The 20,830-nt window shown below is 65.4% G+C and carries 18 protein-coding genes and 1 pseudogene; 14 read left to right on the top strand and 5 right to left on the bottom strand.

The window, feature by feature from the left end:
* Position 1 precedes the first annotated feature (1 nt).
* Entirely contained in the window at positions 2–1,000 is a 999-nt protein-coding gene (locus G3580_RS16950) for an AraC family transcriptional regulator (protein ID WP_173768866.1), read from the bottom strand.
* A gap of 213 nt (positions 1,001–1,213) precedes the next feature.
* Between G3580_RS16950 and icmF the strand changes: the two genes are divergently transcribed.
* Complete coding sequence (gene icmF / locus G3580_RS16945; protein ID WP_173767490.1) at positions 1,214–4,501, top strand: fused isobutyryl-CoA mutase/GTPase IcmF; 3,288 nt, start codon at positions 1,214–1,216, stop codon at positions 4,499–4,501.
* A 474-nt stretch (positions 4,502–4,975) separates the two neighbouring features.
* A complete protein-coding gene (locus G3580_RS16940; RefSeq protein ID WP_173763735.1) occupies positions 4,976–5,944 on the top strand; it encodes an IS110 family RNA-guided transposase in 969 nt (322 codons plus the stop codon).
* A gap of 120 nt (positions 5,945–6,064) precedes the next feature.
* On the opposite strand, the gene G3580_RS16935 is transcribed toward G3580_RS16940, so the two are convergent.
* On the bottom strand, positions 6,065–7,177 hold the full coding sequence (locus tag G3580_RS16935; protein ID WP_173767488.1) for an HAF repeat-containing PEP-CTERM protein: 1,113 nt from the start codon (positions 7,175–7,177) through the stop codon (positions 6,065–6,067).
* A gap of 295 nt (positions 7,178–7,472) precedes the next feature.
* Here G3580_RS16935 and G3580_RS16930 point away from each other — a divergent pair, with 295 nt between their 5' ends.
* From G3580_RS16930 to G3580_RS16915, 4 genes are all read left to right on the top strand, one after another.
* Positions 7,473–8,459 carry an RNase A-like domain-containing protein gene (locus G3580_RS16930; RefSeq protein WP_173767486.1) on the top strand — a complete coding sequence of 329 codons (987 nt, stop codon included), beginning with the start codon at positions 7,473–7,475 and terminating at the stop codon, positions 8,457–8,459.
* An 8-nt stretch (positions 8,460–8,467) separates the two neighbouring features.
* Complete coding sequence (locus G3580_RS16925) at positions 8,468–8,797, top strand: contact-dependent growth inhibition system immunity protein (RefSeq protein ID WP_173767484.1); 330 nt, start codon at positions 8,468–8,470, stop codon at positions 8,795–8,797.
* A gap of 330 nt (positions 8,798–9,127) precedes the next feature.
* The gene (locus tag G3580_RS16920) at positions 9,128–9,586 is read left to right on the top strand and encodes a DUF2846 domain-containing protein (RefSeq protein ID WP_173767482.1); all 459 of its coding nucleotides are present in this window, start codon (positions 9,128–9,130) and stop codon (positions 9,584–9,586) included.
* Between the two features lie 333 nt (positions 9,587–9,919).
* Complete coding sequence (locus G3580_RS16915; protein WP_217424520.1) at positions 9,920–10,642, top strand: hypothetical protein; 723 nt, start codon at positions 9,920–9,922, stop codon at positions 10,640–10,642.
* Here the strand turns inward: G3580_RS16915 and G3580_RS16910 are convergent.
* Entirely contained in the window at positions 10,599–11,081 is a 483-nt protein-coding gene (locus tag G3580_RS16910; protein WP_173767480.1) for a DUF488 domain-containing protein, read from the bottom strand. The two genes, G3580_RS16915 and G3580_RS16910, sit on opposite strands and share 44 nt — an antisense overlap.
* Positions 11,082–11,326: 245 nt before the next feature.
* Here G3580_RS16910 and hppD point away from each other — a divergent pair, with 245 nt between their 5' ends.
* Genes hppD through maiA form a run of 4 tightly spaced genes read left to right on the top strand, consistent with a single transcriptional unit; the run spans position 11,327 to position 15,157 of the window.
* Positions 11,327–12,406 (top strand): 4-hydroxyphenylpyruvate dioxygenase, encoded by a 1,080-nt coding sequence (gene hppD, locus G3580_RS16905; protein ID WP_173767478.1) that lies wholly within the window; start codon positions 11,327–11,329, stop codon positions 12,404–12,406.
* Positions 12,403–13,536 (top strand): homogentisate 1,2-dioxygenase, encoded by a 1,134-nt coding sequence (locus G3580_RS16900; RefSeq protein WP_173767476.1) that lies wholly within the window; start codon positions 12,403–12,405, stop codon positions 13,534–13,536. The genes hppD and G3580_RS16900 overlap by 4 nt, the downstream gene beginning before the upstream one ends.
* Positions 13,533–14,513: a fumarylacetoacetate hydrolase family protein gene (locus G3580_RS16895; RefSeq protein WP_173767474.1), complete on the top strand. Its 981-nt coding sequence runs from the start codon at positions 13,533–13,535 to the stop codon at positions 14,511–14,513. The genes G3580_RS16900 and G3580_RS16895 overlap by 4 nt, the downstream gene beginning before the upstream one ends.
* Complete coding sequence (gene maiA / locus G3580_RS16890; RefSeq protein WP_173767472.1) at positions 14,510–15,157, top strand: maleylacetoacetate isomerase; 648 nt, start codon at positions 14,510–14,512, stop codon at positions 15,155–15,157. The genes G3580_RS16895 and maiA overlap by 4 nt, the downstream gene beginning before the upstream one ends.
* Positions 15,158–15,216: 59 nt before the next feature.
* Here the strand turns inward: maiA and phhA are convergent.
* A pseudogene (phhA, locus tag G3580_RS20130) lies at positions 15,217–15,981 on the bottom strand (phenylalanine 4-monooxygenase); the annotation flags it as partial.
* Positions 15,982–16,080: 99 nt separating this feature from the next.
* On the bottom strand, positions 16,081–16,683 hold the full coding sequence (locus G3580_RS16880) for a CBS domain-containing protein (RefSeq protein ID WP_173767470.1): 603 nt from the start codon (positions 16,681–16,683) through the stop codon (positions 16,081–16,083).
* Between the two features lie 266 nt (positions 16,684–16,949).
* Between G3580_RS16880 and G3580_RS16875 the strand changes: the two genes are divergently transcribed.
* The 4 genes from G3580_RS16875 (at position 16,950) to G3580_RS16860 (ending at position 20,824) form a co-directional block, all read left to right on the top strand.
* Complete coding sequence (locus tag G3580_RS16875; RefSeq protein WP_173767468.1) at positions 16,950–18,059, top strand: metallophosphoesterase; 1,110 nt, start codon at positions 16,950–16,952, stop codon at positions 18,057–18,059.
* Positions 18,060–18,212: 153 nt separating this feature from the next.
* A complete protein-coding gene (locus G3580_RS16870; RefSeq protein WP_173767466.1) occupies positions 18,213–18,590 on the top strand; it encodes a DnaJ family domain-containing protein in 378 nt (125 codons plus the stop codon).
* 150 nt (positions 18,591–18,740) lie between these two features.
* Positions 18,741–20,585 (top strand): Na/Pi cotransporter family protein, encoded by a 1,845-nt coding sequence (locus G3580_RS16865; RefSeq protein ID WP_173767463.1) that lies wholly within the window; start codon positions 18,741–18,743, stop codon positions 20,583–20,585.
* Positions 20,582–20,824 (top strand): hypothetical protein, encoded by a 243-nt coding sequence (locus tag G3580_RS16860; RefSeq protein ID WP_173767461.1) that lies wholly within the window; start codon positions 20,582–20,584, stop codon positions 20,822–20,824. The genes G3580_RS16865 and G3580_RS16860 overlap by 4 nt, the downstream gene beginning before the upstream one ends.
* Positions 20,825–20,830 lie beyond the last annotated feature (6 nt).

Genomic DNA, 20,830 nt, shown 5'->3' with positions numbered 1-20,830 from the left:
TTCAGGGCGCATCGGGCGGTGCATCAAGGCCGCCGCGCAGCTGGCGCCGGTAGCGGTCCGGGGACAGCCCCGTCCACGCCACGCAGGCCCGGTAGAAGGCCGACGGATCGGCATAGCCCAGCGCCGCGGCCAGCTCGGCCACGGGCTGGTCCGACTTGGCCAGCCGCGCCAGGGCGATGTCGCGGCGCAGGGCGTCCTTGATGGTGCGAAAGCCCGAGCCCTCTTCTTCGAGCCGGCGGTGCAGCGTGCGCGGCGACATGTGCAGCCGCGCCGCCACCGTATCGACGCCGAGCACTTCGGGCAGCGCGGCGCGCAACAGGTCGCGCACCCGCAGCACCATGTCGCGGTCGCGCCGGTAGAGCATGGCGATCTTGCCCGGCGCGCCGTCGAGAAAGGCCTGCAACGCCGCTTCGTCGCGGCGGATGGGCAACTCGAGCAGGTGGTCGCGCAGGCGCGCGGTGAGCATGGGGGCGCCGAAGTGCGAGTCGGCGGTGTAGACCAGCGCGTAGTCGGCCACATGGGCGGGCGGCGCATAGGGAAAGCTCACCGTCTCGAGCGCCAGGCCGCGTCCGGCGAGCCAGCCGGCCAGCCCGTGGACGAGCCGCAACAGCCATTCGAAGGCGAACACCCGGCCGGGGTCGTCCGCATCCTCCGCCAGGGGGCGGCGCTCGGCGATGTGCAGGCGGGCGAATTCGCCGCCGCGTTCGATCTCCACCCGCATGTCCGGCAGCACCAGGTCGAGGAAGCGGCAGGCGCGTTCCAGCCCCACCGCCAGCGTCGGTGCCCCCATCGCCGCCCGGCACAGGAACTCGAAGCTGCCGCGGCGCAGGGGCTGGCTGAACAGCCCGAAGCCCTCGTCGTCGAGGGCCGCGATCACCGCGTTGTAGAGCGCCGCGTAGCGTTCCAGCGGAATGCGGCTGGCAGCATCCGCAAGATCGATGCCGCAGCGCGCCAGCAGCGCGGCCCCGTCGTCGCCCCGGCGGGCGAGCCCCGCGAGCATCCCGGTGACGAAGCCATGGGCCACCGTGGCGCGGTGTCGCGTGGCGCGCGGGGTGGTGCCGGTGGCGGGAGCGGAAGGGGATGTCACGGTCGGAACGGCAGCACTCGAAAGATTGGCCGATTTTGCACGATTGGCGTCCGTCGGGGCAATGGCAATCGCCCCGGTGCACTTCTAAGATGCAAAGCATCACTCCTGCTGCGTGAGAGACAAGCCATGACCGACATGAGCGTCGCCAAGAAGCTGGCGCCCTACAAACCCAAGCACAAGGTCCGTTTCGTGACCGCCGCCTCGCTGTTCGACGGCCATGACGCGTCCATCAACATCATGCGGCGGATTCTGCAATCCTCGGGGGCCGAGGTGATCCACCTGGGGCACAACCGCTCGGTGGGCGAGATCGTGACCGCCGCCCTGCAGGAAGACGTGCAGGGCATCGCCATCACCTCCTACCAGGGCGGCCATGTCGAATACTTCAAGTACATGATCGACCTGCTCAAGGCCCATGGCGGCGAGAACATCAAGGTGTTCGGCGGTGGCGGCGGCGTGATCGTGCCGGCCGAGATCGAGGATCTGCACGCCTACGGCGTCTCGCGCATCTATTCGCCCGACGACGGCGCCCGCATGGGCCTGCAGGGCATGATCAACGATCTGGTCGAGCAGTCCGACTACGACGTGACCGCCCTGGCGCCCAAGGCCAAGGAAGTGGTGAAGCGGCTGCAGGCCGGGGATCGGCGTGCTCGGTTGCGTGATCTCGCGCGCATCATCACGGCGCTGGAGAACGGCGCCTACGACGCGGCCACCCGCAAGGCGATCATCGACGCCGCGGCCAAGGTGCAGGTGCCCACGCTGGGCATCACCGGTACCGGCGGCGCGGGCAAGAGCTCGCTCACCGACGAGCTGGTGCGCCGCTTCCGCCTCGACCAGGAAGACCGCCTCAAGCTCGCCATCGTCTCCATCGACCCCTCGCGCAAGCGCACCGGCGGCGCGCTGCTGGGCGACCGCATCCGCATGAACGCCATCGAGCATGAGCATATCTACATGCGCTCGCTGGCGACCCGCGACACCGGTGCGGAAGTGTCCGCCGCGCTGCCCGAGGTGATCGCCGCCTGCAAGCTGGCCGGCTTCGATCTGGTGATCGTCGAGACCTCCGGCATCGGCCAGGGCGACGCGGCCATCGTGCCCTTCGTCGATACCTCGCTGTACGTGATGACCCCGGAGTTCGGCGCCGCCAGTCAGCTGGAGAAGATCGACATGCTCGACTTCGCCGATTTCGTCGCCATCAACAAGTTCGACCGCAAGGGCGCCGAGGATGCGCTGCGCGACGTGCGCAAGCAGGTCCAGCGCAACCGCGAGCTGTTCGGCATGAGCCCGGACGAGATGCCGGTGTTCGGCACCATGGCGGCGCGCTTCAACGACGACGGCGTCACCGCGCTCTATCAGGCCTTGTTCCCGACCCTGGTCGAGCACGGCCTCGAGGCCAGGCCCGGCAAGCTGCCGCGCGTGAGCGTGCGTTCCTCATCGCGCGGCCGCGCCATCGTGCCGGCCGAGCGGGTGCGCTATCTGGCCGAGATCGCCGACACCGTGCGCGGCTATCACAAGGACGTCGAACGGCAGGCGCGGGTGGCCCGCGAACGCCAGTCGCTGCGCACCGCCAAGGCCCTGTTCGAACAGTGCGGCAAGACGGCCGGGCCTCAGTTGGCAACATTCGACGAACTGATCCAGTGGAAGGACGGCGAGCTCACGCCGACCGCCCGCAAGCTGCTTGAGCAGTGGCCCACCGAAAAGGCCTTGTTCGCTGCCGACGAATACGTGGTCAGGATCCGCGACAAGGAGATCCGCACCCAGCTCACCAGCGAATCGCTCTCCGGCAGCAAGATCCGCAAGGTGGCCCTGCCCGGGTATGAGGACGAGGGCGAGATCCTCAAGTTCCTCATGAAGGAGAACGTGCCCGGGTCCTTCCCCTACACCGCCGGCGTGTTTGCTTTCAAGCGCGAGGGCGAGGACCCGACCCGCATGTTCGCGGGCGAGGGCGACGCCTTCCGCACCAATCGCCGCTTCAAGAAGGTCTCCGAGGGCATGCCGGCGCATCGCCTGTCCACCGCCTTCGACTCGGTCACGCTGTACGGCTGCGACCCCGACCCGCGCCCCGACATCTACGGCAAGGTGGGCAACTCGGGCGTCTCCATCGCCACCCTCGACGACATGAAGGTGTTGTACGACGGCTTCGACCTGTGCGCGCCCACCACCTCGGTCTCCATGACCATCAACGGCCCGGCGCCCATCATCCTGGCCTTCTTCTTCAACACCGCCATCGACCAGCAGCTGGCCAAGTTCAAGGCCGACAACGGCCGCGAGCCCACCGAGGACGAATACCAGAAGATCCGCGCGTGGACCCTGTCCACCGTGCGCGGCACCGTGCAGGCCGACATCCTCAAGGAAGACCAGGGCCAGAACACCTGCATCTTCTCCACCGAGTTCGCCCTCAAGATGATGGGCGACATCCAGGAGTTCTTCGTGCACCACCAGGTGCGCAACTTCTACTCGGTGTCCATCAGCGGTTATCACATCGCCGAAGCCGGCGCGAACCCCATCAGCCAGCTCGCCTTCACGCTCGCCAACGGCTTCACCTATGTGGAGTCGTACCTCGCGCGCGGCATGCACATCGACGACTTCGCGCCCAACCTGAGCTTCTTCTTCAGTAACGGCATGGACCCGGAATACACCGTCATCGGCCGCGTCGCCCGGCGCATCTGGGCGGTGGCCATGAAGCACAAGTACGGCGCCAACGAGCGCAGCCAGAAGCTCAAGTACCACATCCAGACCTCGGGCCGCTCCCTGCACGCCCAGGAGATGGACTTCAACGACATCCGCACCACGCTGCAGGCGCTCATCGCCATCTACGACAACTGCAACAGCCTGCACACCAACGCCTACGACGAAGCCATCACCACCCCCACCGAAGAGTCAGTGCGCCGCGCCATGGCCATCCAGCTCATCATCAACCGCGAATGGGGCCTGGCCAGGAACGAAAACCCCAACCAGGGCAGCTTCATCATCGACGAGCTCACCGACCTGGTCGAAGAGGCCGTGCTCAAGGAGTTCGAGTCGATCAGCGAGCGCGGTGGCGTGCTCGGCGCCATGGAAACCGGCTACCAGCGCGGCAAGATCCAGGAAGAGTCGATGCTCTACGAGCACCGCAAGCACGACGGCTCGTACCCCATCATCGGCGTGAACACCTTCTTCAACCCCAAAGGCCACGTGCAACAGGACATCGAACTGGCCCGCTCCACCGAGGAAGAAAAACAAAGCCAGCTCACCCGCCTGACCGACTTCCATCAGCGCAACCAGGCCCAGGCCGAACAGTGGCTCGGCAAACTGCGCCAGAGCGTGATCGAGAACGGCAACGTGTTCGACGTGCTGGTGGACGCGGTGCGCTACTGCTCGCTGGGGCAGATCACCACCACCCTGTACGAGGTCGGCGGCCAGTACCGCCGAAGCATGTAAGCCCCACCCGTTTGCTGCGGCAGGCCTCCCCTTTGCCTGCCATCTTGTCGGCCCGCCTTGCGGGCCGTTTTTTTGTGCCGGGCGACCGCCGCCAAGGACGGTCCGACCCATCCGCGCATGCCCAGTGAGTGTGGGGCCGCGTGCCCGGTCATTCTCGTAGGGCGGATCAGCGCAGCGCCATCCGCCGGATGTCGCCGGTCCAATCCCGTAATGGCGGAAGGCGCTGCGCTTTTCCGCCCTTGTATTGTTTTCCTCAGATCTGAGATTGCCATATCTTCTGCTTTGGCAGTTCTCAGATCGGCTCGGGGGATCCCCCGAGCCGAGCGGCTGGATGCCGATTCCGCCCTTGGGCCGCGAGCCCGCCGCGTAGATCCATGCACCAGCCGCTCACCCTCACCAATAGATCGGACAGTATCTTTGGCCCGGCATGGCCGGCAGCCCGGATGAACAAGGTAGATCACGGGAGGAATCGGGATGAGTTCTTTTGTGTTGGGTATCGATGTTTCCAAGGACAAGCTCGACTGCGCATTACAGCTGCCCGATGGCAAGCTGCGCCACAAGGTGGTGAGCAACGCGCCAGAGGGCTTCAAGCGGCTGGACGAGTGGCTCGCCCAGCGCGGCGTTGGCCAAGTGCACGTATGCATGGAAGCGACCGGCATCTACTGGGAAGCTTCGGCAGAGTACTTGTCTGGTCGCGAGCACACGACTGTCAGCGTCATCAATCCAGCCCAGATCAAGGCGTTCGGTGCATCGAGATTGGTGCGCACCAAGACCGACAAGGTCGATGCTTCGTTGATCGCCCAGTTCTGCGCCGAGCGTTGCCCGCCACCCTGGCAAGCACCGAGTGCCCAAGAGCAGGCGCTTCGCGCCATGGTGCTGCGCCTGGAGGCGTTGCAGAACATGCATCGGCAGGAGAGCAACCGTTTGCTGGTCGCCCGCGATGCCGTGCGCGAGGGCATCGAAGCGCATCTGGCCTGGCTTGATGAACAGATTACCCAGTTGGTGCGCCAGATCAACGATCACATCGACAATGATCCGGACATGCATGACAAACGACAGTTGCTCGAATCCATTCCCGGTGTGGGCGAGCGCACGGTCGCGGTCTTGCTTGCTTTCTATGCCGATCCGGCGCGCTTTGGCAATGCGCGCCAGGCCGTTGCATTTGCCGGGCTCGATCCGCGCCAGCACGAATCCGGTTCGAGCGTCAGAGGACGTTCGCATCTGTCCAAGGTCGGCCATGCGTTCATCCGCAAGGCCTTATACATGCCAGCGGTTGTGACCGCGTACAAAACGACATGGGGTGGCCGATTCCGCCAACGCCTCGTGCGGCGCGGGAAGCATCCGAAGCTGATCATCGGGGCGATGATGCGAAAACTGCTTCAGGTGGCCTATGGTGTGCTCAAGTCGGGCAAGCCGTTCGACCCGACGCTTCACGAGACTTGACGCGGATAACAGTATCTACGGCGCTGGGAGAGACGGCGTCGGCTGTTCAACCCGTCGTTTGCGCCGGGCACAGCCCAGAACGCCCAACAATGGGCCGCCTTCAGCGTTGCCGCATTACCGTTACGGCTTGCGTTTCCGCGACATGAATCCCATCAAGGTCAAACCACCCAGCATCATCATCCAATGAGCTGGTTCCGGCACTGGCGAGAGCAAATACGCATATTCGCTCCCCTGGTAGCGCCCCTGGCCGACGATCTGGCCCCGATTGTTGATGGCGTAGGCCGTTTCCAATGCCCAGCCAGAGGACGGATCGATCAGGTCATTGAGATCCTGCATGGCCGTTCCGGCATGCCATATGAACGCATGGGATACGCCATCCGACACGGCGCTGCGGCCAACCGCATAGCCTGCGTTGTTGATGGCATAGGGATAACTCGACTGCCATTCCGAGGCCAAATAGCCAATGCCCTGAACGCCTAAGCCGTCTCGCCAGACCACCCCGCAATAGCACCCGTCCAGGTCTCCCACGCCAATGACGACGCCCTCGTCATTGATGTCGGTGGGGAAGCTGGCGACAAAGGTTTGCGGGCCAAACGGCCCGATCGCTTGCATGCCATCATCGGGCGTCCAGAGGAACGGACCGTCCAACGTTGCGCTGTGGCCGACAACGTAGCCGAGGCTGTTGACCGCTGCAGCGCTGCTTAGCCCACCCAGGAAGGTCGTCGTCCCGTTGTATCTGACAAACGCTTCGTGGCTGGATGTGGTCCCCACGACGTGACCGGCCGGGCTCACGTCGGAGATGGCCATACCCAGGAGTCCGAACGGCGCATTCTCCTGGTCGCTTGCCGGCAAGCTGGTCTCGAGGTCCCAAAGAAACCCTTTGTCGCCGGTTCGGTATCCGAAATCGGGGGATGTGCTCAGATAGCGACTCGATGTTCCACCAATCAAGCCGGCGTCGCTGATCCCCCAGGGCGTGTCAGCGGAATACGTGACCGGAGCGAGCTTGAGGCCACCGGTTGGCGTCCATGTGGCCAGTGACCCGCCCGTCTCCCAACCTACCACCTCGCCAGCGTCGTTCAACGCGGTTGCGGCCCCCCGGGCCCACAAACCCTCGACCCGATAAGCGGCGGCCTGTGCAGGGAGGCTTGCGGCGGTGATGCCGGCGCAGACCAGACATGCAGTGAGGGTTCTCCTGTGGCGATTTCTTCTCACGTAATGGCCTTGAGTGTTCATCCACCGTCTCCGAACAAAATTCATCTATTTAGCATACGATGCGGCCATGTCGCTATGACGAAGTGCCACCAAGCCCGCTTTCACGCATCGATTCGATGCGGACAGGTTGCCGGGGCGCTTTCGTAGGGCGGATCAACGCAGCGCCATCCGCCGGATGTCGCCGGTCGAGCGGAAGGGGCAGTGCTTATCCGCCTACTGCACTGGGGCAGATCACGACGACGCTGTATGAGTTGGGGGCAGTATCGACGGTGTGTTCAGGACAGCACGGCGGCTTCCGGCAAGCATCCCCTTTTGCTTGCCACCCTTCCAGCCTGCGTTGCGGGTCGTCGTCTTCTTCTTCGAGATGAAAAATCCCAGTGCCATGTGGACGTATAAATTCATATGGAATATTGTTTCGGCGCGCGTCCATAGACGCGCCCAAGATCAATGCGTGCAGATCGGGTTGCCCTCTCTGCACGCTGGTTCGGAGAATGGTGTGGAACAGGAAGGACTGACACTGGCATTGACCCCGCCGCAACTCGCCGCGGTGCTGGCCAACGGAACACTGGAGGAACCCAGTTTCTCGAATCGTGCATGGGGAACCGCTAGTGCGATTTTTGGTGCGCTCGAAGTGCTCGGCGGTGGTGCGCTGTTGCTGATCCCGGAGCCAACGACGCTGACCAAGGTCAGTGGTGGCGCGCTGGGCCTGCACGGCATCGACACGTTTCAGGCGGGTGTTCGCCAAGCCTGGACCGGGCGGGAAAAAGACACGTTCACCAGCGACGGCACCACCGCCCTCGCGCAACTGCTCGGGGTGGACGAAGAGACGGCCGAACGTATCGGCGACGGTGTCGACCTGGCCGTACCGCTCATCGTCGCCAGCGCCCTCGCCGCCGCCCGGATCGTTGCCGTGCGCGCCGGCAAGATCAGCCTGGCCGGCCATGAAGCACAAGGGGGGCACACCATCGCACGCCACGTGGCCCGTACCGAAGAGCAACTGAGAGCCCGCCTCGTTGCGCAGGCCAGAATCCCTGCCGCGTCGTCATTTGAAACACTCGCGCAGGCCGAAAAGGCCGTTTCCGCCGGTTTGCGCGCCAACCGCATGGCGATTGCCCTGTGGGCGGAAACCGCAGCGCCGAATGCCAAGCGCGCCTTCGACTGGACCGCTTCGGGCAAAATCGGCCATGGCGTCGTGCGCGCCACCGGCCGACTCACGCCGATGTCGAAAGTGCGCATCGTGCTGCAGAAGAAAGCCGTTGCCGGCAAGCTTTATTACATACTGACCGCGTTCCCGATCCCTTGAGTTTGCCGATGAGCAACACCGCATACCCCCAACTCGAACAACTCCTGAGCGGCTACTTCCACCAGGACTGGTGTGAAGATCACGACACCGACGGCGAGGTACTGACCGATTACGTGCAATCGACCTGGCGCGATGAGGTGATGCAGAGCATCGACCAACTCGACCGCTATCTGCGCGACCACCCGACCGAACTGCTTGCCGCATTTGAAAGGGATTTCACGCCAATGGTGGTGATCGGCGAGGGGGACGACGAGGCCAGACGGTGGCTGCAGTCGGCCCGGGATCAACTTGCCGCTCAGCTGGAGAGCGCGCCCGTCAGACCAGGCGCCGAAAACTGACTGCGGCCGATCCCGCGTCACCCCCTCGTTTCATTCAGACGGCCTGCCTAGGGCCAGTTCCCGTAGGGCGGATAAGCGCAGCGCCATCCGCCGGACGTCACCGGTCGAATCCCGTAATGGCGGAAGTACGGCCCGAAGGAAATTTCACATGCCTACTCGATCGACATGATGTTCATCAATGAACAGCGTCACAGCGTTCGGGATGATGCTGCGAGGATGATTGTCAAAATGTAACTCGCCGGCCGTCATACCCCTGGTAACCGCCATTGCGCCGTCCGATGGCCCGGCAATCCCGCTCAGGTTTCATCAACAACAAGAGTAGAAGCAAGCATGTACAAATCGATCGCACTGGTCGTTTTGGCCTCCACCCTGTTCGTCGGCTGCGCCTCCGTACCCATGGAGAGCGCCGACAGGACCGCCGAAGCCAAGAAGTTCCTGCCGCCCACGAACGGCAACGCCGGGCTCTATGTGTATCGCGTAGGCGCCTTGGGTGGTGCGCTGAAGAAGGATGTCTGGGTCGATGGCGACTGCCTCGGCGAAACGGCGCCGGACGTCTTCTTCTATCAAGAGGTCAAGGGTGGCGCGGAACACAAGATCTCCACCGAATCCGAGTTCTCGCCCAACGACCTGATGGTCAACACCGAAGGCGGCAAGAACTACTTCGTGCACCAGTACATCAGGATGGGCGTGTTCGTGGGTGGCGCCGGCGTCGAGCTGGTGGATGAAGAGAAGGGCAAGGAGGCCGTCGCCGAGCTGGCCATGGCCAAGAAGGGGACTTGTAGTCAGTGAGGGATTACCGAAATAGGGTTCAGGGGTTGTGAAATTGGCACATGTTTGAATGCAAGATCTGACCCCCAATGCCTTAGATCTGACCCCCAATGCCTTGATGTCGTGACAAGGGAGAGGTCGCAAAAAGAGCTCTCCACTTGAAGGCGAATTGTACTGGGCTGGCATCACTCGGTGAGTGATGCCAGCCGGCTCGAATCTTGCCGAGGAGTTGGTGGAACCAATATGGCGCTAGTTAGACGCGAACGCATTCTGATTCTTGCGAAGACATACCCTTCACCCAGTGCCAAGCATGTCGAAACTTCTTGTGTCGCGGGCATTTGTGAAAACGGGTCAATGCGCCGCTTGTACCCAGTGCCGTTTCGTATGATTGAGCAGGATCAACAGTTCAAGAAGTGGCAGTGGATTGAGGTCGGCGTTGAGAAGGCGCCAGCGGATCATCGACCGGAAAGCCACAGGGTAGACATTGGATCGTTGAAGGTCGCGGAAAAAGTGACCACGCAGGACAAGTGGGCTCAACGACGGGAATGGATCGACAAGATGCCCACGTTCACCAGCTTCGACGAGATCCAGCGGGCCTGCAAAGATGAACAAATGTCGATTGCCCTGCTACGTCCGAAACAGGTGCTCGGACTTGAGATCAAGGATGCTCGCAGCAAGGATTGGACGGCTGACGAGAAGGAAAAGCTGATGCGAGCTCAGATGCAAGGCGATCTTTTCTCGGAGGCTCAGGCGAAACAGCAGGTCAAAGAGCTACGCAAGGTGCCTTATGACTTCTACTACTCCTACGTCTTTGATACCCCGCAGGGTGAGCAGAGGTGCACACACAAGATCGTCGATTGGGAAGCGGGAGCATTGTTCTGGCATGTATTTCGAGAACACGGTCCAACTGGTTGGAAAGAGAAGTTTCGCGCCAAACTGGAAGAAGACCTCATCAAAAAGGATCTGATGTTCCTGATGGGAAATCAGCATCGGTTTCAAGATCAGTGGCTAATCATCAGCTTGATCTATCCACCTAAGCAAGCGCTAGTCGACACGAGGCAGGGTTCGTTGTTCTAGCGTTTGCAGCACTGATGTGTTCGACGTCAGCGCCGCAGTGTTCGTGGACTGCGTTCGCAACCATGGATCGATGGCAGAAATTGAAATCTGACTCGTAGCATAGCAGCGCGCAGTTAGAGGAATTTGCTAGTTCCGACAGTTCAGCAATGGCTGTGCTTTGAGTTTTGAGGTGATTCAGAAAGCCCTCGACGTAGTGTTTCCAGTTGCCGTCTTGACGGTAGCGATTGCGCACAGGCTTCGGACAGCCTAGGCCGGCCATGTGGGCATATTCGAGGCCCGATAGATTAAGCGCGCTAGCCAATGCCTTCTTCGAAAACCCGGGTTTTCGCGACAGTGGCAGCTCGCGAACGTCCACAACTGTTTCTATGTCGTGCTCGGCGAGCAACGACATGAACGCGTCGATATCCAGACCTTCATATCCGATGGTGAAAATAGTCATTTTTTGGCCTCTCTGTGAGCAAAATTCTAACGGAGGATGCGGGCGGTGACGAGCGTTGATACGAACAACCGCATTCGTGCACATTCGGAGTCAGGTCATGAATGCCAACATTTCGCCTACCTCGCGCCTAGCGGGCAAACACGCCACCCCCGCCCCCATTGAACTTGCCCCCACCCTAGCCCCTCTACTCACTAAGTAGGTGTCAACAACAAGCAGGCTCAGCGCCTGCCATGTTGGGAGGGCGCATGAGCGAGCTGTTCGACAATCCGCTGGGAACCGATGGTTTCGAGTTCGTCGAGTTTGCGAGCCCGGCGGCGGAGGGCCTTGCCGAGCTGTTCGGCGCGCTCGGCTTTGTCGCGGCCGGTCGCCATCGGCACAAGGACGTCGTCCATTACCGCCAGGGCGACATCAATTTCATCCTCAACCACGAGCCGGGCAGTCAGGCAGCGCGGTTTGCCGCCCGCCACGGGCCGTCGGCCAACGCGATGGCGTTTCGCGTCAAGGACGCGGCCCTGGCGTATCGGGAGGCGGTTCGGCGTGGGGCGACGCCGGTGGAGCAGCCGGTGGGGCCGATGGAGTTGCGGATTCCAGCGATCCAGGGCATCGACGGGCTGGTGATCTATCTGGTCGACCGCTACGGCGCGCAGACCATCTACGACGTCGATTTCGAACCGCTGGCGCCTAGCGGCGAGGCGAATATCGATGTCGGCCTGCGCTACATCGACCACCTGACGCACAACCTGCAGCGCGGCCACATGGCGCATTGGGCGGACTTCTACGCGCGGGTGTTCAACTTCCGCCAGATCCGCTATTTCGACATCGAGGGCCAGCTGACCGGTCTGCTCAGCCGTGCCATGACCAGCCCCTGCGGCAAGATCCGCATTCCGCTCAACGAGAGCCGCGACGACAAATCGCAGATCGAGGAATTCATCGCCCGCTATCACGGCGAGGGCATCCAGCACATTGCGCTCGGCACCGATGACATCTACGCCACGGTCGAGGCGCTGCGGGCGCGCGGCATCGCCTTCCAGCACACGCCGGACACCTATTACGAGGCGCTCCCCGCGCGCCTGCCGGGCCATGGCGAAGATGCGGCGCGGCTGCACGCCGACGGCATCCTGATCGACGGCGCGCCGAGCGAGGGCCAGGGCCTGCTGCTGCAGATCTTCACGCAGGAGGCGATCGGGCCGATCTTCTTCGAGATCATCCAGCGCAAGGGCAACGAAGGCTTCGGCGAGGGCAATTTCAAGGCGCTGTTCGAATCCATCGAGCTCGACCAGATCCGGCGTGGCGTGTTGCGACCCGACCCGGCGGCGCAATCATGACCCGCCGACGCATTACCTTCCCGCATCGCGCCGGCAACGCGTCGCGCCAGGCCCACGCCGACCTGCCGCCCGGCACCTATGAGCGCGAGATCGGCCGCGAGGGTTTCTTCGGCCCCGCCACCCACATGCACCACGCCCACCCGCCGACCGGCTGGAGCCATTTTGAAGGCCCACTGCGCCCGCGCGCCTTCAACCTCGCCGCGCTGGACGCGCGCGACCCCAGCCCATGGCACGCGGTGCCGGTGCTCACCAACGCGCAGGTGAAGATCCGCTTCTGGCGGCTCGAGAGCGCCATGCCGGCGCTGGCCCGCAATGCGGACGGCGACGAGCTGCTGTTCGTCCATGCCGGCGACGGCGAGTTGCACTGCGACTACGGCCACCTGCGTTATCGCGCCGGCGACTATCTGCTGCTGCCGCGCGGCACCATGTGGCGGCTCGAACCGGCGGCGCCTTCGCGCTTTCTGCTGATCGAGGCCACCGGCGGCGCTTACGGCCTGCCCGACAAGGGCATCGTCGGCGCCCACGCCATCTTCGATGCGGCCATGCTCGACGTGCCGGCGCTCGACGAGGCCTTCCGCGCCCAGCAGGGCGAGACGCCGTGGCGGGTCGAGATCAAGCGCGCCGGCGCCGTCTCGGTGGCACGCTTTCCCTACAACCCGCTCGATGCCGTCGGCTGGCACGGCGATCTGTCGCCGGTGCGCCTCAACATCGACGCCATCCGCCCGCTGATGAGCCCCCGCTACCACGTGCCGCCGTCGGCGCACGCCACCTTCGTGGCCGAGCGCTTCGTGGTCTGCAGCTTCGTGCCGCGTCCGTTCGAGAGCGACCCGGGTGCGCTCAAGGTGCCGTTCTTCCACAGCAACGACGACTACGACGAGGTGATCTTCTACCACGCTGGCGACTTCTTCAGCCGCGACAACATCGCCCCTGGCATGCTCACCTTCCACCCCGGCGGCTTCACCCACGGCCCGCACCCCAAGGCGCTGCAGAACGCCTTCACGCCGAAAAACGCCGGTACCGACGAAGTCGCGGTGATGATCGACGCGCGCGATCCGCTCGAGGTCGCGCCGGCGGTGCAGCCGGTCGAGTGGGCCGGGTATGTGGACAGCTGGAAGGCGGTGCCGGAATGAAACTGGCCTCGCTCAAGGGTGGACGCGACGGACGCCTGCACGTGGTGTCGCGCGATCTGTGCCGCTGTGTGCCGGCCGCGGCCGTGGCGCCCACCCTGCAGGCGGCGCTGGACGCATGGGACAGCTGCGCGCCGCACTTGCGGGCACTGGCGGCGGCGCTCGAACGCGGCCCGCTCCCCGACGAAGTGCCCTTCGACCCCGCCATGTGCGCCGCGCCCTTGCCGCGTGCCTACCAGTGGGCCGACGCCTCGGCCTACCTGAGCCATGTCGCACTGGTGCGCCAGGCGCGCGGCGCCGAAATGCCCGATAGCTTCCGCCACGATCCGCTGCTCTACCAGGGCGGCTCGGACACGATGCTCGGTCCGCGCGACCCGATTGCCGCCGCCGACGAGGCCTGGGGGATCGATTTCGAGGCCGAGGTCGCGGTCATCACCGACGACGTGCCGCCCGGCGTCTCGCCACAGGACGCGGGCGGCCATATCCGGCTGCTGATGCTGGTCAACGACGTGTCGCTGCGCCATCTGATTCCGGCCGAGCTGGCCAAGGGTTTCGGTTTCTTCCAGTCCAAGCCGCCGACCGCCTTCTCGCCGGTCGTGGTGACGCCCGACGAACTGGGCGAGGCCTGGGACGGCGCGCGCCTGCACCACCCCCTGCGCAGCCATCTGAACGGGGCACTGTTCGGCGCGCCGGATGCCGGCACCGACATGGCCTTCGGCTTCCCCGAACTGATCGCCCACGCCGCGCGCACGCGCCCGCTGGGCGCCGGCTGCATCGTCGGTTCGGGCACCGTCGCCAACCACGACCGGACGCGCGGGTCCTCGTGCATCGCCGAGCGCCGCATGCTGGAGCAGCTCGCCGACGGCGCCGCGCGCACGCCCTTCCTGCGCTATGGCGACCGGGTGCGCATCGAGATGCTCGACGCCGACGGCGCCTCGATCTTCGGCGCCATCGAGCAGACGGTCGAGCCACCGCGATGAGGCTCTACGGCTACTGGCGCTCGACGGCGGCGTATCGGGTGCGTATCGCGCTGCAGCTCAAGGGCCTGTCCTTCGAGTCGCAGGCCGTGGATCTGCGCGCGGCGGCCAGCGCCCAGCACCGAGCGGCCTACGCCGCACTCAATCCGCAGCATCTGGTGCCGACGCTGGTCGACGGCGACACGGTGATCGGCCAGTCGCTGGCCATCATCGAATACCTGGACGAACGTTATCCGCAGCCGCCGTTGCTGCCGGGCGGGGCCGTCGAACGGGCGCGCGCCCGGCAGATCGCGCTGGCCATCGGCGCCGATCTCCATCCGCTCAACAACCTGCGTGTGCTGAACTACCTGGAAAACACGCTCGGCGCCGACGCGGCGGCGCGGCGCGCCTGGTATCACCACTGGCTGAGGCTCGGCCTCGACGCCTGCGAACGCCTGGTCGACGAGCGCGGGCCGTTCGCGCTGGGCGAGGCTGTCGGCCTCGCCGACCTGTGCATCGTGCCGCAGCTGTACAACGCCCGGCGCTACGACTTCGCCCTCGACGCCTGTCCGCGGCTGTGCCGCATCGACGCCGCCTGTGCCGGTCTCGACGCTTTCGCCCGTGCCGTGCCCGAGCGGCAGCCTGACGCCCCGGCCGGCGGCGCATAGACGCGGTCGCCGGGCACGAGCTGGTCGGCGTCGATGTCCGGCAGCGATTGGAGGGCGTCGTACAGCGCGCGGAAGTCCTGCGCCGTGGCGTCGAACAAGGTGTCGAAATCGGGCAGCACGAAATAGGTCTTCTGGAAGTCGTCGATCATGTAGCGGGTGCGCATCACCCGCGCCAGATCGAACCAGACCCGATGGGGGCGCAGGCTCTCGAGCGAATAATGGGTCTCGGCAGCGGACGAGAGCATGCCGGCGCCATAGGCCTTGAGCCCGTCCGGGGTGTCGATCAGGCCGAATTCGACCATGTACCAGTACAGGCGGGCGAGGCGCGGCAGGGCGTTCGCTGCGGCCGCTTCCTGCCCCTTGTCGCCATAGGCCGCGAGGTAATCGGCGAACACCGGGTTGAGCAGCATCGGCACATGGCCGAAGAAGTCGTGGAACAGATCGGGTTCGACCAGGTAGTCGATTTCGTCGGGCCGCCGCACCCACACGCTGACCGGGAAGCGCCGCGCGGCCAGATGGGCGAAGAAGGCCGCGTCGGGAATGAAGCCGGGCACCGCGACCAGGCGCCAGTGGGTGCGCCGTTCGATGAAATCGCTGACGCGCTCGAGTTCCGGAATCCCGGCCCGGCCATCCAGCGCATCGACGCCGTGGATGAACTCGGCGCAGGCATGCGAGCGCACCATCGCGCTCTGACGCGCCATCAGCGTGTCCCACACCGCCCGGTCGGTCGCGCTGTAGCCGCCCATGTCCTGATCGACGGTGAAATCGGCCCGCGCCCGGGCATAGTCGCCGCGCAGGCCGCTGTTCGATTGTGCTCCCAGCATCGCGATCTCCTTCAGTGACCGCCTGAGGGTTGGAAGCGTCGATGCCGGTGAATGTTCCCGCGTGCGCGCGGGACGCGCTCGTCGAAGGGGCGTGCGCGCTTACGCGCCGATGACCGCCTCGATCTCCGCGAAGGTCTTGGCCACGTCCCCCACGAACGGCGGAATGCCCATCTGGCGGGCGATCTGCGAGGCGGAGAAGATGCCGCGCACGGCGGGGGCGGTGCCCGGCTCGTCGCGTTCGATCACCAGCGCATGCTGGCGGCCGATGTGGCGCAGCGCATGGATGACGTCGCCGACGCTGGCCTTGAGCACGTCGCGCAGGGTGAAGGCTTCGATGGACTCGACCGGGATCATGATGTCGGCAACGGTGAGCTCGGCCGGCTTGAGGCCGCGGGCCTGGGAGACGGCCACGGGGCGTTCGCCGAGCAGGTCGTGGGTGGTCACCAGCCCCTTGACCGCGCGCTGCTCGTCCACCACCAGCAGCATGCGCACGCCGCGCAGCACCATGGCCTGGCGCACCTTGTCGAGGGGCATGGTGGGCGGAATCGTCGCGGCGGGCACGCGATGCAGGTCGGTCATCACCTCGACCGCCGCCGAGCGTGCGTCGACATGGCGCAGCACGCCGGGCTCGGGCACCTGATACTGGACATCGCCGAGGCGGACGACGTCGAGTGCATGCGAATTGTGATGCACCTGATTCATGGTCTTCTCCTCTTTTTCGATCGTCTGGAAGGGCGGCTCACCGGGGGGCGGGGCGCCGTACACGGGTTCAGACAGTCGAATCGGCCTTTCGGTTCACATGCCGTTGCGCGCCGGGTGCCCGCGGGCGCCACTGGGCCGTCGTTCCGGCACGCGGGGTGCGCGCGTGGCGCCTTTCCGGCCGACCATCACGAAGCCTTAATACCTTCGCCGTAGCGTAGCGGGGCGCGCTTGCGCGCATCTCCCCCACGACTTCCGAGGAACACGCAATGAAAAAGAACCCGTTGGCGGCCGGCCTGGCCCTGGCCCTGTCGCTCGTGCCGCTGTTTGCGCTCGCCCATGGCGACGCCCACAACGACGGCCGCCATGACAGCGATCGCGTCACCCTGGCCGTATTCGGCGACTGGCCCTACAACCAGAACCTGCTGGACAACGCCTCCCGGCTGATCGACTCGGTGAACGCCGATCGCGAGGTGGACGCGGTGATCCATGTGGGCGACATCCACGCCGGCGGCCAGCCGTGTACCAGCGCCGGCATCCTGCCGACCATCGCCACCGCCGATCCGGGCTGGAGCCTGGCGGTCTACAACCGCTTCCAGCAGTTCAATGCCCCGGTCGTCTACACCCCGGGCGACAACGAATGGACCGATTGCCACAAGAGCAAGGCCGGCAGCAGCGGCGCGCCGCTCAACGAGCTGGCCAGCCTGCGCGAGCTGTTCTTCGCCAAGGCGGGGCGCAGCCTCGGCCGCCATGACATGGCCGTGTACAGCCAGGCGCAGGCCTTCGATCCGGCCTATCCGGCCGACGCGCAGTTTGTCGAGAACGTGATGTGGCGCGACGGCAAGGTGGTGTTCGCCACCATCCACATGCCCGGTTCCAACAACGACACCAAGCCCTGGAGCGGTGACTTCGCCGATCCGGACGCCCAGGCCAAGGAGAGCGCCGAGCGCACCGCCGCCGACATCCGCTGGCTGCAGGCCACCTTCGCCAAGGCGCGTCACGACCACGCCCGCGTGGTGGTGATCGCCCAGCAGGCCGACATGTGGGACCCGGAGGCGGTGGACGCCAACGAGACGGACGGCTACCAGAGCTACGTCCAGGCGCTGGCGGATCTGGCCGAGGCATTCGGCGGCCCGGTGCTGCTGCTCAACGGCGATTCGCACGTCTACGGCAGTGACAAGCCGCTGGCCGATCCGGCCAGCGCCACCGGTCAGGTGTACAACACCCAACCGGTGCCCAACCTGACCCGCATCACGGTGCAGGGCTCCACCAAGGCGCCGGCCGAGTGGCTGCGCCTGACCATCGATCCGCGCGGCAAGCAGGCCTTCAGCTGGACCAACGTGCCCTACTGCGCCGACCCCAAGGGTAGCTGCCAGTAACTCGTCCCCGCCTGCCGGTGGCCCCTCGCCACCGGCAGGCCGGCCACGGCCGCACCGGAGGCAACGGGGCGGTCGTGGCCGGTGTCCGGCAGGCGCGCATGGCGCGGCCCGATGGCCTTGCTATGATCGAATGAGCCGTCCGGAGCCGTTTTCATGTCCGATCCCACCGATACCGAGCGCCGCAAACGGCGCGACCTGTCGATCCAGGCCCAGGACGAGGCCATCGGCCTCGCCATTGCCCGCGCCTATGCTTCGGGTGAAATCCCGGGCGCGGAGAGCTTCGGCAAACCCATGAAGCCCGACGGCTTCGCCGAGACGCCCGGCGAGTTCCGCATGCCGTTCAAGGTGCTGCGCAATGCCGACGCGGTGCCCCCGGAGATCGGCATGTTCCGCAAGCGCGCCCAGTTGCGCGCGGCGCTGGAGACGGCCGCTGACGCCGACGCGCGCGCCGCGCTGCAACGCCAACTCAACGAGCTGGAGCAGGCACTGGCCTTGCGTCTGGAAGGCATGCGCGTGAGCGGGCGGCTGTAGGGGCGCGGACGCGCCTCCGGCCGAGCCGCGATCGCCGGCACCGGCCATGTTGCAGCGAACATGGCTTCCGCGCGCCGGTGCTCGGTATCATCGGCGCATGCTGATCGCCTGCATGCCGCCTCCCTTCGCGTTTTCCGGCCGATTCCGCCCATGTTCACCCGCCTGACCCTGCCGGTCGTCTTCGTCGCGCTCGCCTATGGGCTGTGGACGAGTTCGACGTTCACCGACATCGCCTCCGGGGTGGCGGTGTTCCTGTTCGGCATGCTGTGCATGGAGGCGGGGTTCAAGGCGTTCTCCGGCGGGGCGCTCGAGGGCGTCCTGCGGCGCAGCACCGACCGGGTGTGGAAGAGCCTGGGTTTCGGCATCGTCACCACCACCCTGATGCAGTCCTCCTCGCTGGTGTCGGTGATCACGATCAGTTTCCTGAGCGCGGGGCTCATCGATCTGGCGCAGGGCATCGGCGTCATCTTCGGCGCCAACCTGGGTACCACCACCGGCGCCTGGCTGGTGGCCGGCTTCGGGCTCAAGGTGAAGATCTCCGCCTATGCGATGCCGATGCTCATCTTCGGCGTGCTGATGCTGCTGCGCGAGGCGCGTTCGAGCAAGGGGGCGGGGTGGATCCTGGTGGGGCTGGGCTTCCTGTTCCTCGGCATCCACTTCATGAAGGAAGGCTTCGCCGGCTTCTCGGACACCCTGGACCTGACCCGCTACGCGATGACCGGCGTGGCCGGGCTGCTGGTGTTCAGCCTGTTCGGGGTGATCGCGACGGTGGTGATGCAGTCCAGCCACGCCACCCTGGTGCTGATCATCACCGCCCTGGGGGCCGGGCAGATCACCTACGAGAACGCGCTGGCGCTGGCGGTGGGGGCGAACGTGGGCACCACCATCACCGCCATCATCGGTTCGCTGGGCGCGCCCGTGGAAGGCAAGCGGCTGGCGGCGGCGCATCTGGCGTTCAACCTGGGCACCGGCCTGATCGCGCTGGTGTTCATGGGCGCGTTCGTGCGCGCGGTCGATGTCATCAGCCGCGAGGTGGGCATCCCGGCGGACGACCACACCCTCAAGCTGGCGGTGTTCCACACCCTGTTCAACCTCGTCGGCGTCGCCCTGTTCACCCCCTTCATCGACCGCATGGCGGCGGCCTTGGAGCACTTCCTCAAGGGCAAGGCGCTCACCCGCGACACCCCGCACTTCCTCAGTGCCACGGCGCTGGAGTTCCCCGAAGTGGCGCTGACCGCGCTGCGCCGCGAGACCCTGCACCTGTTCGACAACGCGTTCACGATCATTGCCCACGGCATGTGCCTGCGCCGTTCGGACGTGGTGTCGGAGCGCGACCTGCGAGCCCTGCTCGAGGCCCGCGCCGAGGTGATCGAGCTGGATGTGGACCGCCAGTACGAGCTGGTCATCAAGGACATCTACAGCGCCAACATCGCCTTCTTCACCCGCGCCACCGCCAAGCCGATGAGCGAGGCGCTGGCGCTGCGCTTCAAGCATGTGCTGCAGGCCAACCTGGACCTGATCGCGGCGATCAAGGCGACCAAGCATCTGCGCAAGAACCTGGTGCATTTCGTCGCCTCGCCCAACCCCCACATCCGCCGCGAGTACAACCGCCTGCGCATCAACGTCGGCGAGATGCTGCGCGACCTGGCGGCGCTGCGCAGCGAGGACGTGGAGGCGGTCACGAAACTGTCACTCGACGCGCTCAAGGTGCACCTGGCGGACGCGCGCCGTTACGGGCACCGGGCCGTGGCGGCCCTGATCCGCGACGACCTGATCACGCCGCAGATGGCCACCTCGCTGATGAACGACAGCGCCTATGCCCACGAACTGATGAGCCACCTGCTGGGCATGGCCGAGGCGCTGGTGGAGGCGCTCGATGCGCCGGAGCGCATCCCCGCCGACCTGTCGCTCAGCGCCGAGGAGGTGGCGGCGGTGCTCGACCGGACCGACGATGCGAACGGATCGGTCCCACGACCGGAGCAGACCGGATCATGAAGACCCGCAAACTGATCGGACGACTGCGCCTGTGGATGACCGGCCCCCCGGCGGAGACGCCGCGGCGCAAGCTGCGCAAGGCCCTGCGGGAGCTCAAGGCCCGCCAGCGCGCGCTCGAAGCCGAGCTCGAACGCACCGACGGGCTGCATGCGCGCCAGCGCCTGAGACAGAAGATCGAAGTGTTGCGCGCCCAGCGCCAGAAGGGGGTGCGGCGCTATCGGGCGATCAGGGCCGACTGAGCCGGG

This window comes from Nitrogeniibacter mangrovi, assembly GCF_010983895.1.
Taxonomy (GTDB): domain Bacteria; phylum Pseudomonadota; class Gammaproteobacteria; order Burkholderiales; family Rhodocyclaceae; genus Nitrogeniibacter; species Nitrogeniibacter mangrovi.
This window is presented reverse-complemented; position numbering and strand designations above follow the sequence as displayed.

What these genes read in the sequence shown, in the direction of transcription:
- G3580_RS16950 (WP_173768866.1), bottom strand. Translation starts at nt 1,000, where the DNA reads ATGCTCGCGGGGCTCGCCCGCCGGGGCGACGACGGGGCCGCGCTGCTG.
- icmF (WP_173767490.1), top strand. Translation starts at nt 1,214, where the DNA reads ATGACCGACATGAGCGTCGCCAAGAAGCTGGCGCCCTACAAACCCAAG.
- G3580_RS16940 (WP_173763735.1), top strand. Translation starts at nt 4,976, where the DNA reads ATGAGTTCTTTTGTGTTGGGTATCGATGTTTCCAAGGACAAGCTCGAC.
- G3580_RS16935 (WP_173767488.1), bottom strand. Translation starts at nt 7,177, where the DNA reads ATGAACACTCAAGGCCATTACGTGAGAAGAAATCGCCACAGGAGAACC.
- G3580_RS16925 (WP_173767484.1), top strand. Translation starts at nt 8,468, where the DNA reads ATGAGCAACACCGCATACCCCCAACTCGAACAACTCCTGAGCGGCTAC.
- G3580_RS16920 (WP_173767482.1), top strand. Translation starts at nt 9,128, where the DNA reads ATGTACAAATCGATCGCACTGGTCGTTTTGGCCTCCACCCTGTTCGTC.
- G3580_RS16915 (WP_217424520.1), top strand. Translation starts at nt 9,920, where the DNA reads ATGCGCCGCTTGTACCCAGTGCCGTTTCGTATGATTGAGCAGGATCAA.
- G3580_RS16910 (WP_173767480.1), bottom strand. Translation starts at nt 11,081, where the DNA reads ATGACTATTTTCACCATCGGATATGAAGGTCTGGATATCGACGCGTTC.
- hppD (WP_173767478.1), top strand. Translation starts at nt 11,327, where the DNA reads ATGAGCGAGCTGTTCGACAATCCGCTGGGAACCGATGGTTTCGAGTTC.
- G3580_RS16900 (WP_173767476.1), top strand. Translation starts at nt 12,403, where the DNA reads ATGACCCGCCGACGCATTACCTTCCCGCATCGCGCCGGCAACGCGTCG.
- G3580_RS16895 (WP_173767474.1), top strand. Translation starts at nt 13,533, where the DNA reads ATGAAACTGGCCTCGCTCAAGGGTGGACGCGACGGACGCCTGCACGTG.
- maiA (WP_173767472.1), top strand. Translation starts at nt 14,510, where the DNA reads ATGAGGCTCTACGGCTACTGGCGCTCGACGGCGGCGTATCGGGTGCGT.
- G3580_RS16880 (WP_173767470.1), bottom strand. Translation starts at nt 16,683, where the DNA reads ATGAATCAGGTGCATCACAATTCGCATGCACTCGACGTCGTCCGCCTC.
- G3580_RS16875 (WP_173767468.1), top strand. Translation starts at nt 16,950, where the DNA reads ATGAAAAAGAACCCGTTGGCGGCCGGCCTGGCCCTGGCCCTGTCGCTC.
- G3580_RS16870 (WP_173767466.1), top strand. Translation starts at nt 18,213, where the DNA reads ATGTCCGATCCCACCGATACCGAGCGCCGCAAACGGCGCGACCTGTCG.
- G3580_RS16865 (WP_173767463.1), top strand. Translation starts at nt 18,741, where the DNA reads ATGTTCACCCGCCTGACCCTGCCGGTCGTCTTCGTCGCGCTCGCCTAT.
- G3580_RS16860 (WP_173767461.1), top strand. Translation starts at nt 20,582, where the DNA reads ATGAAGACCCGCAAACTGATCGGACGACTGCGCCTGTGGATGACCGGC.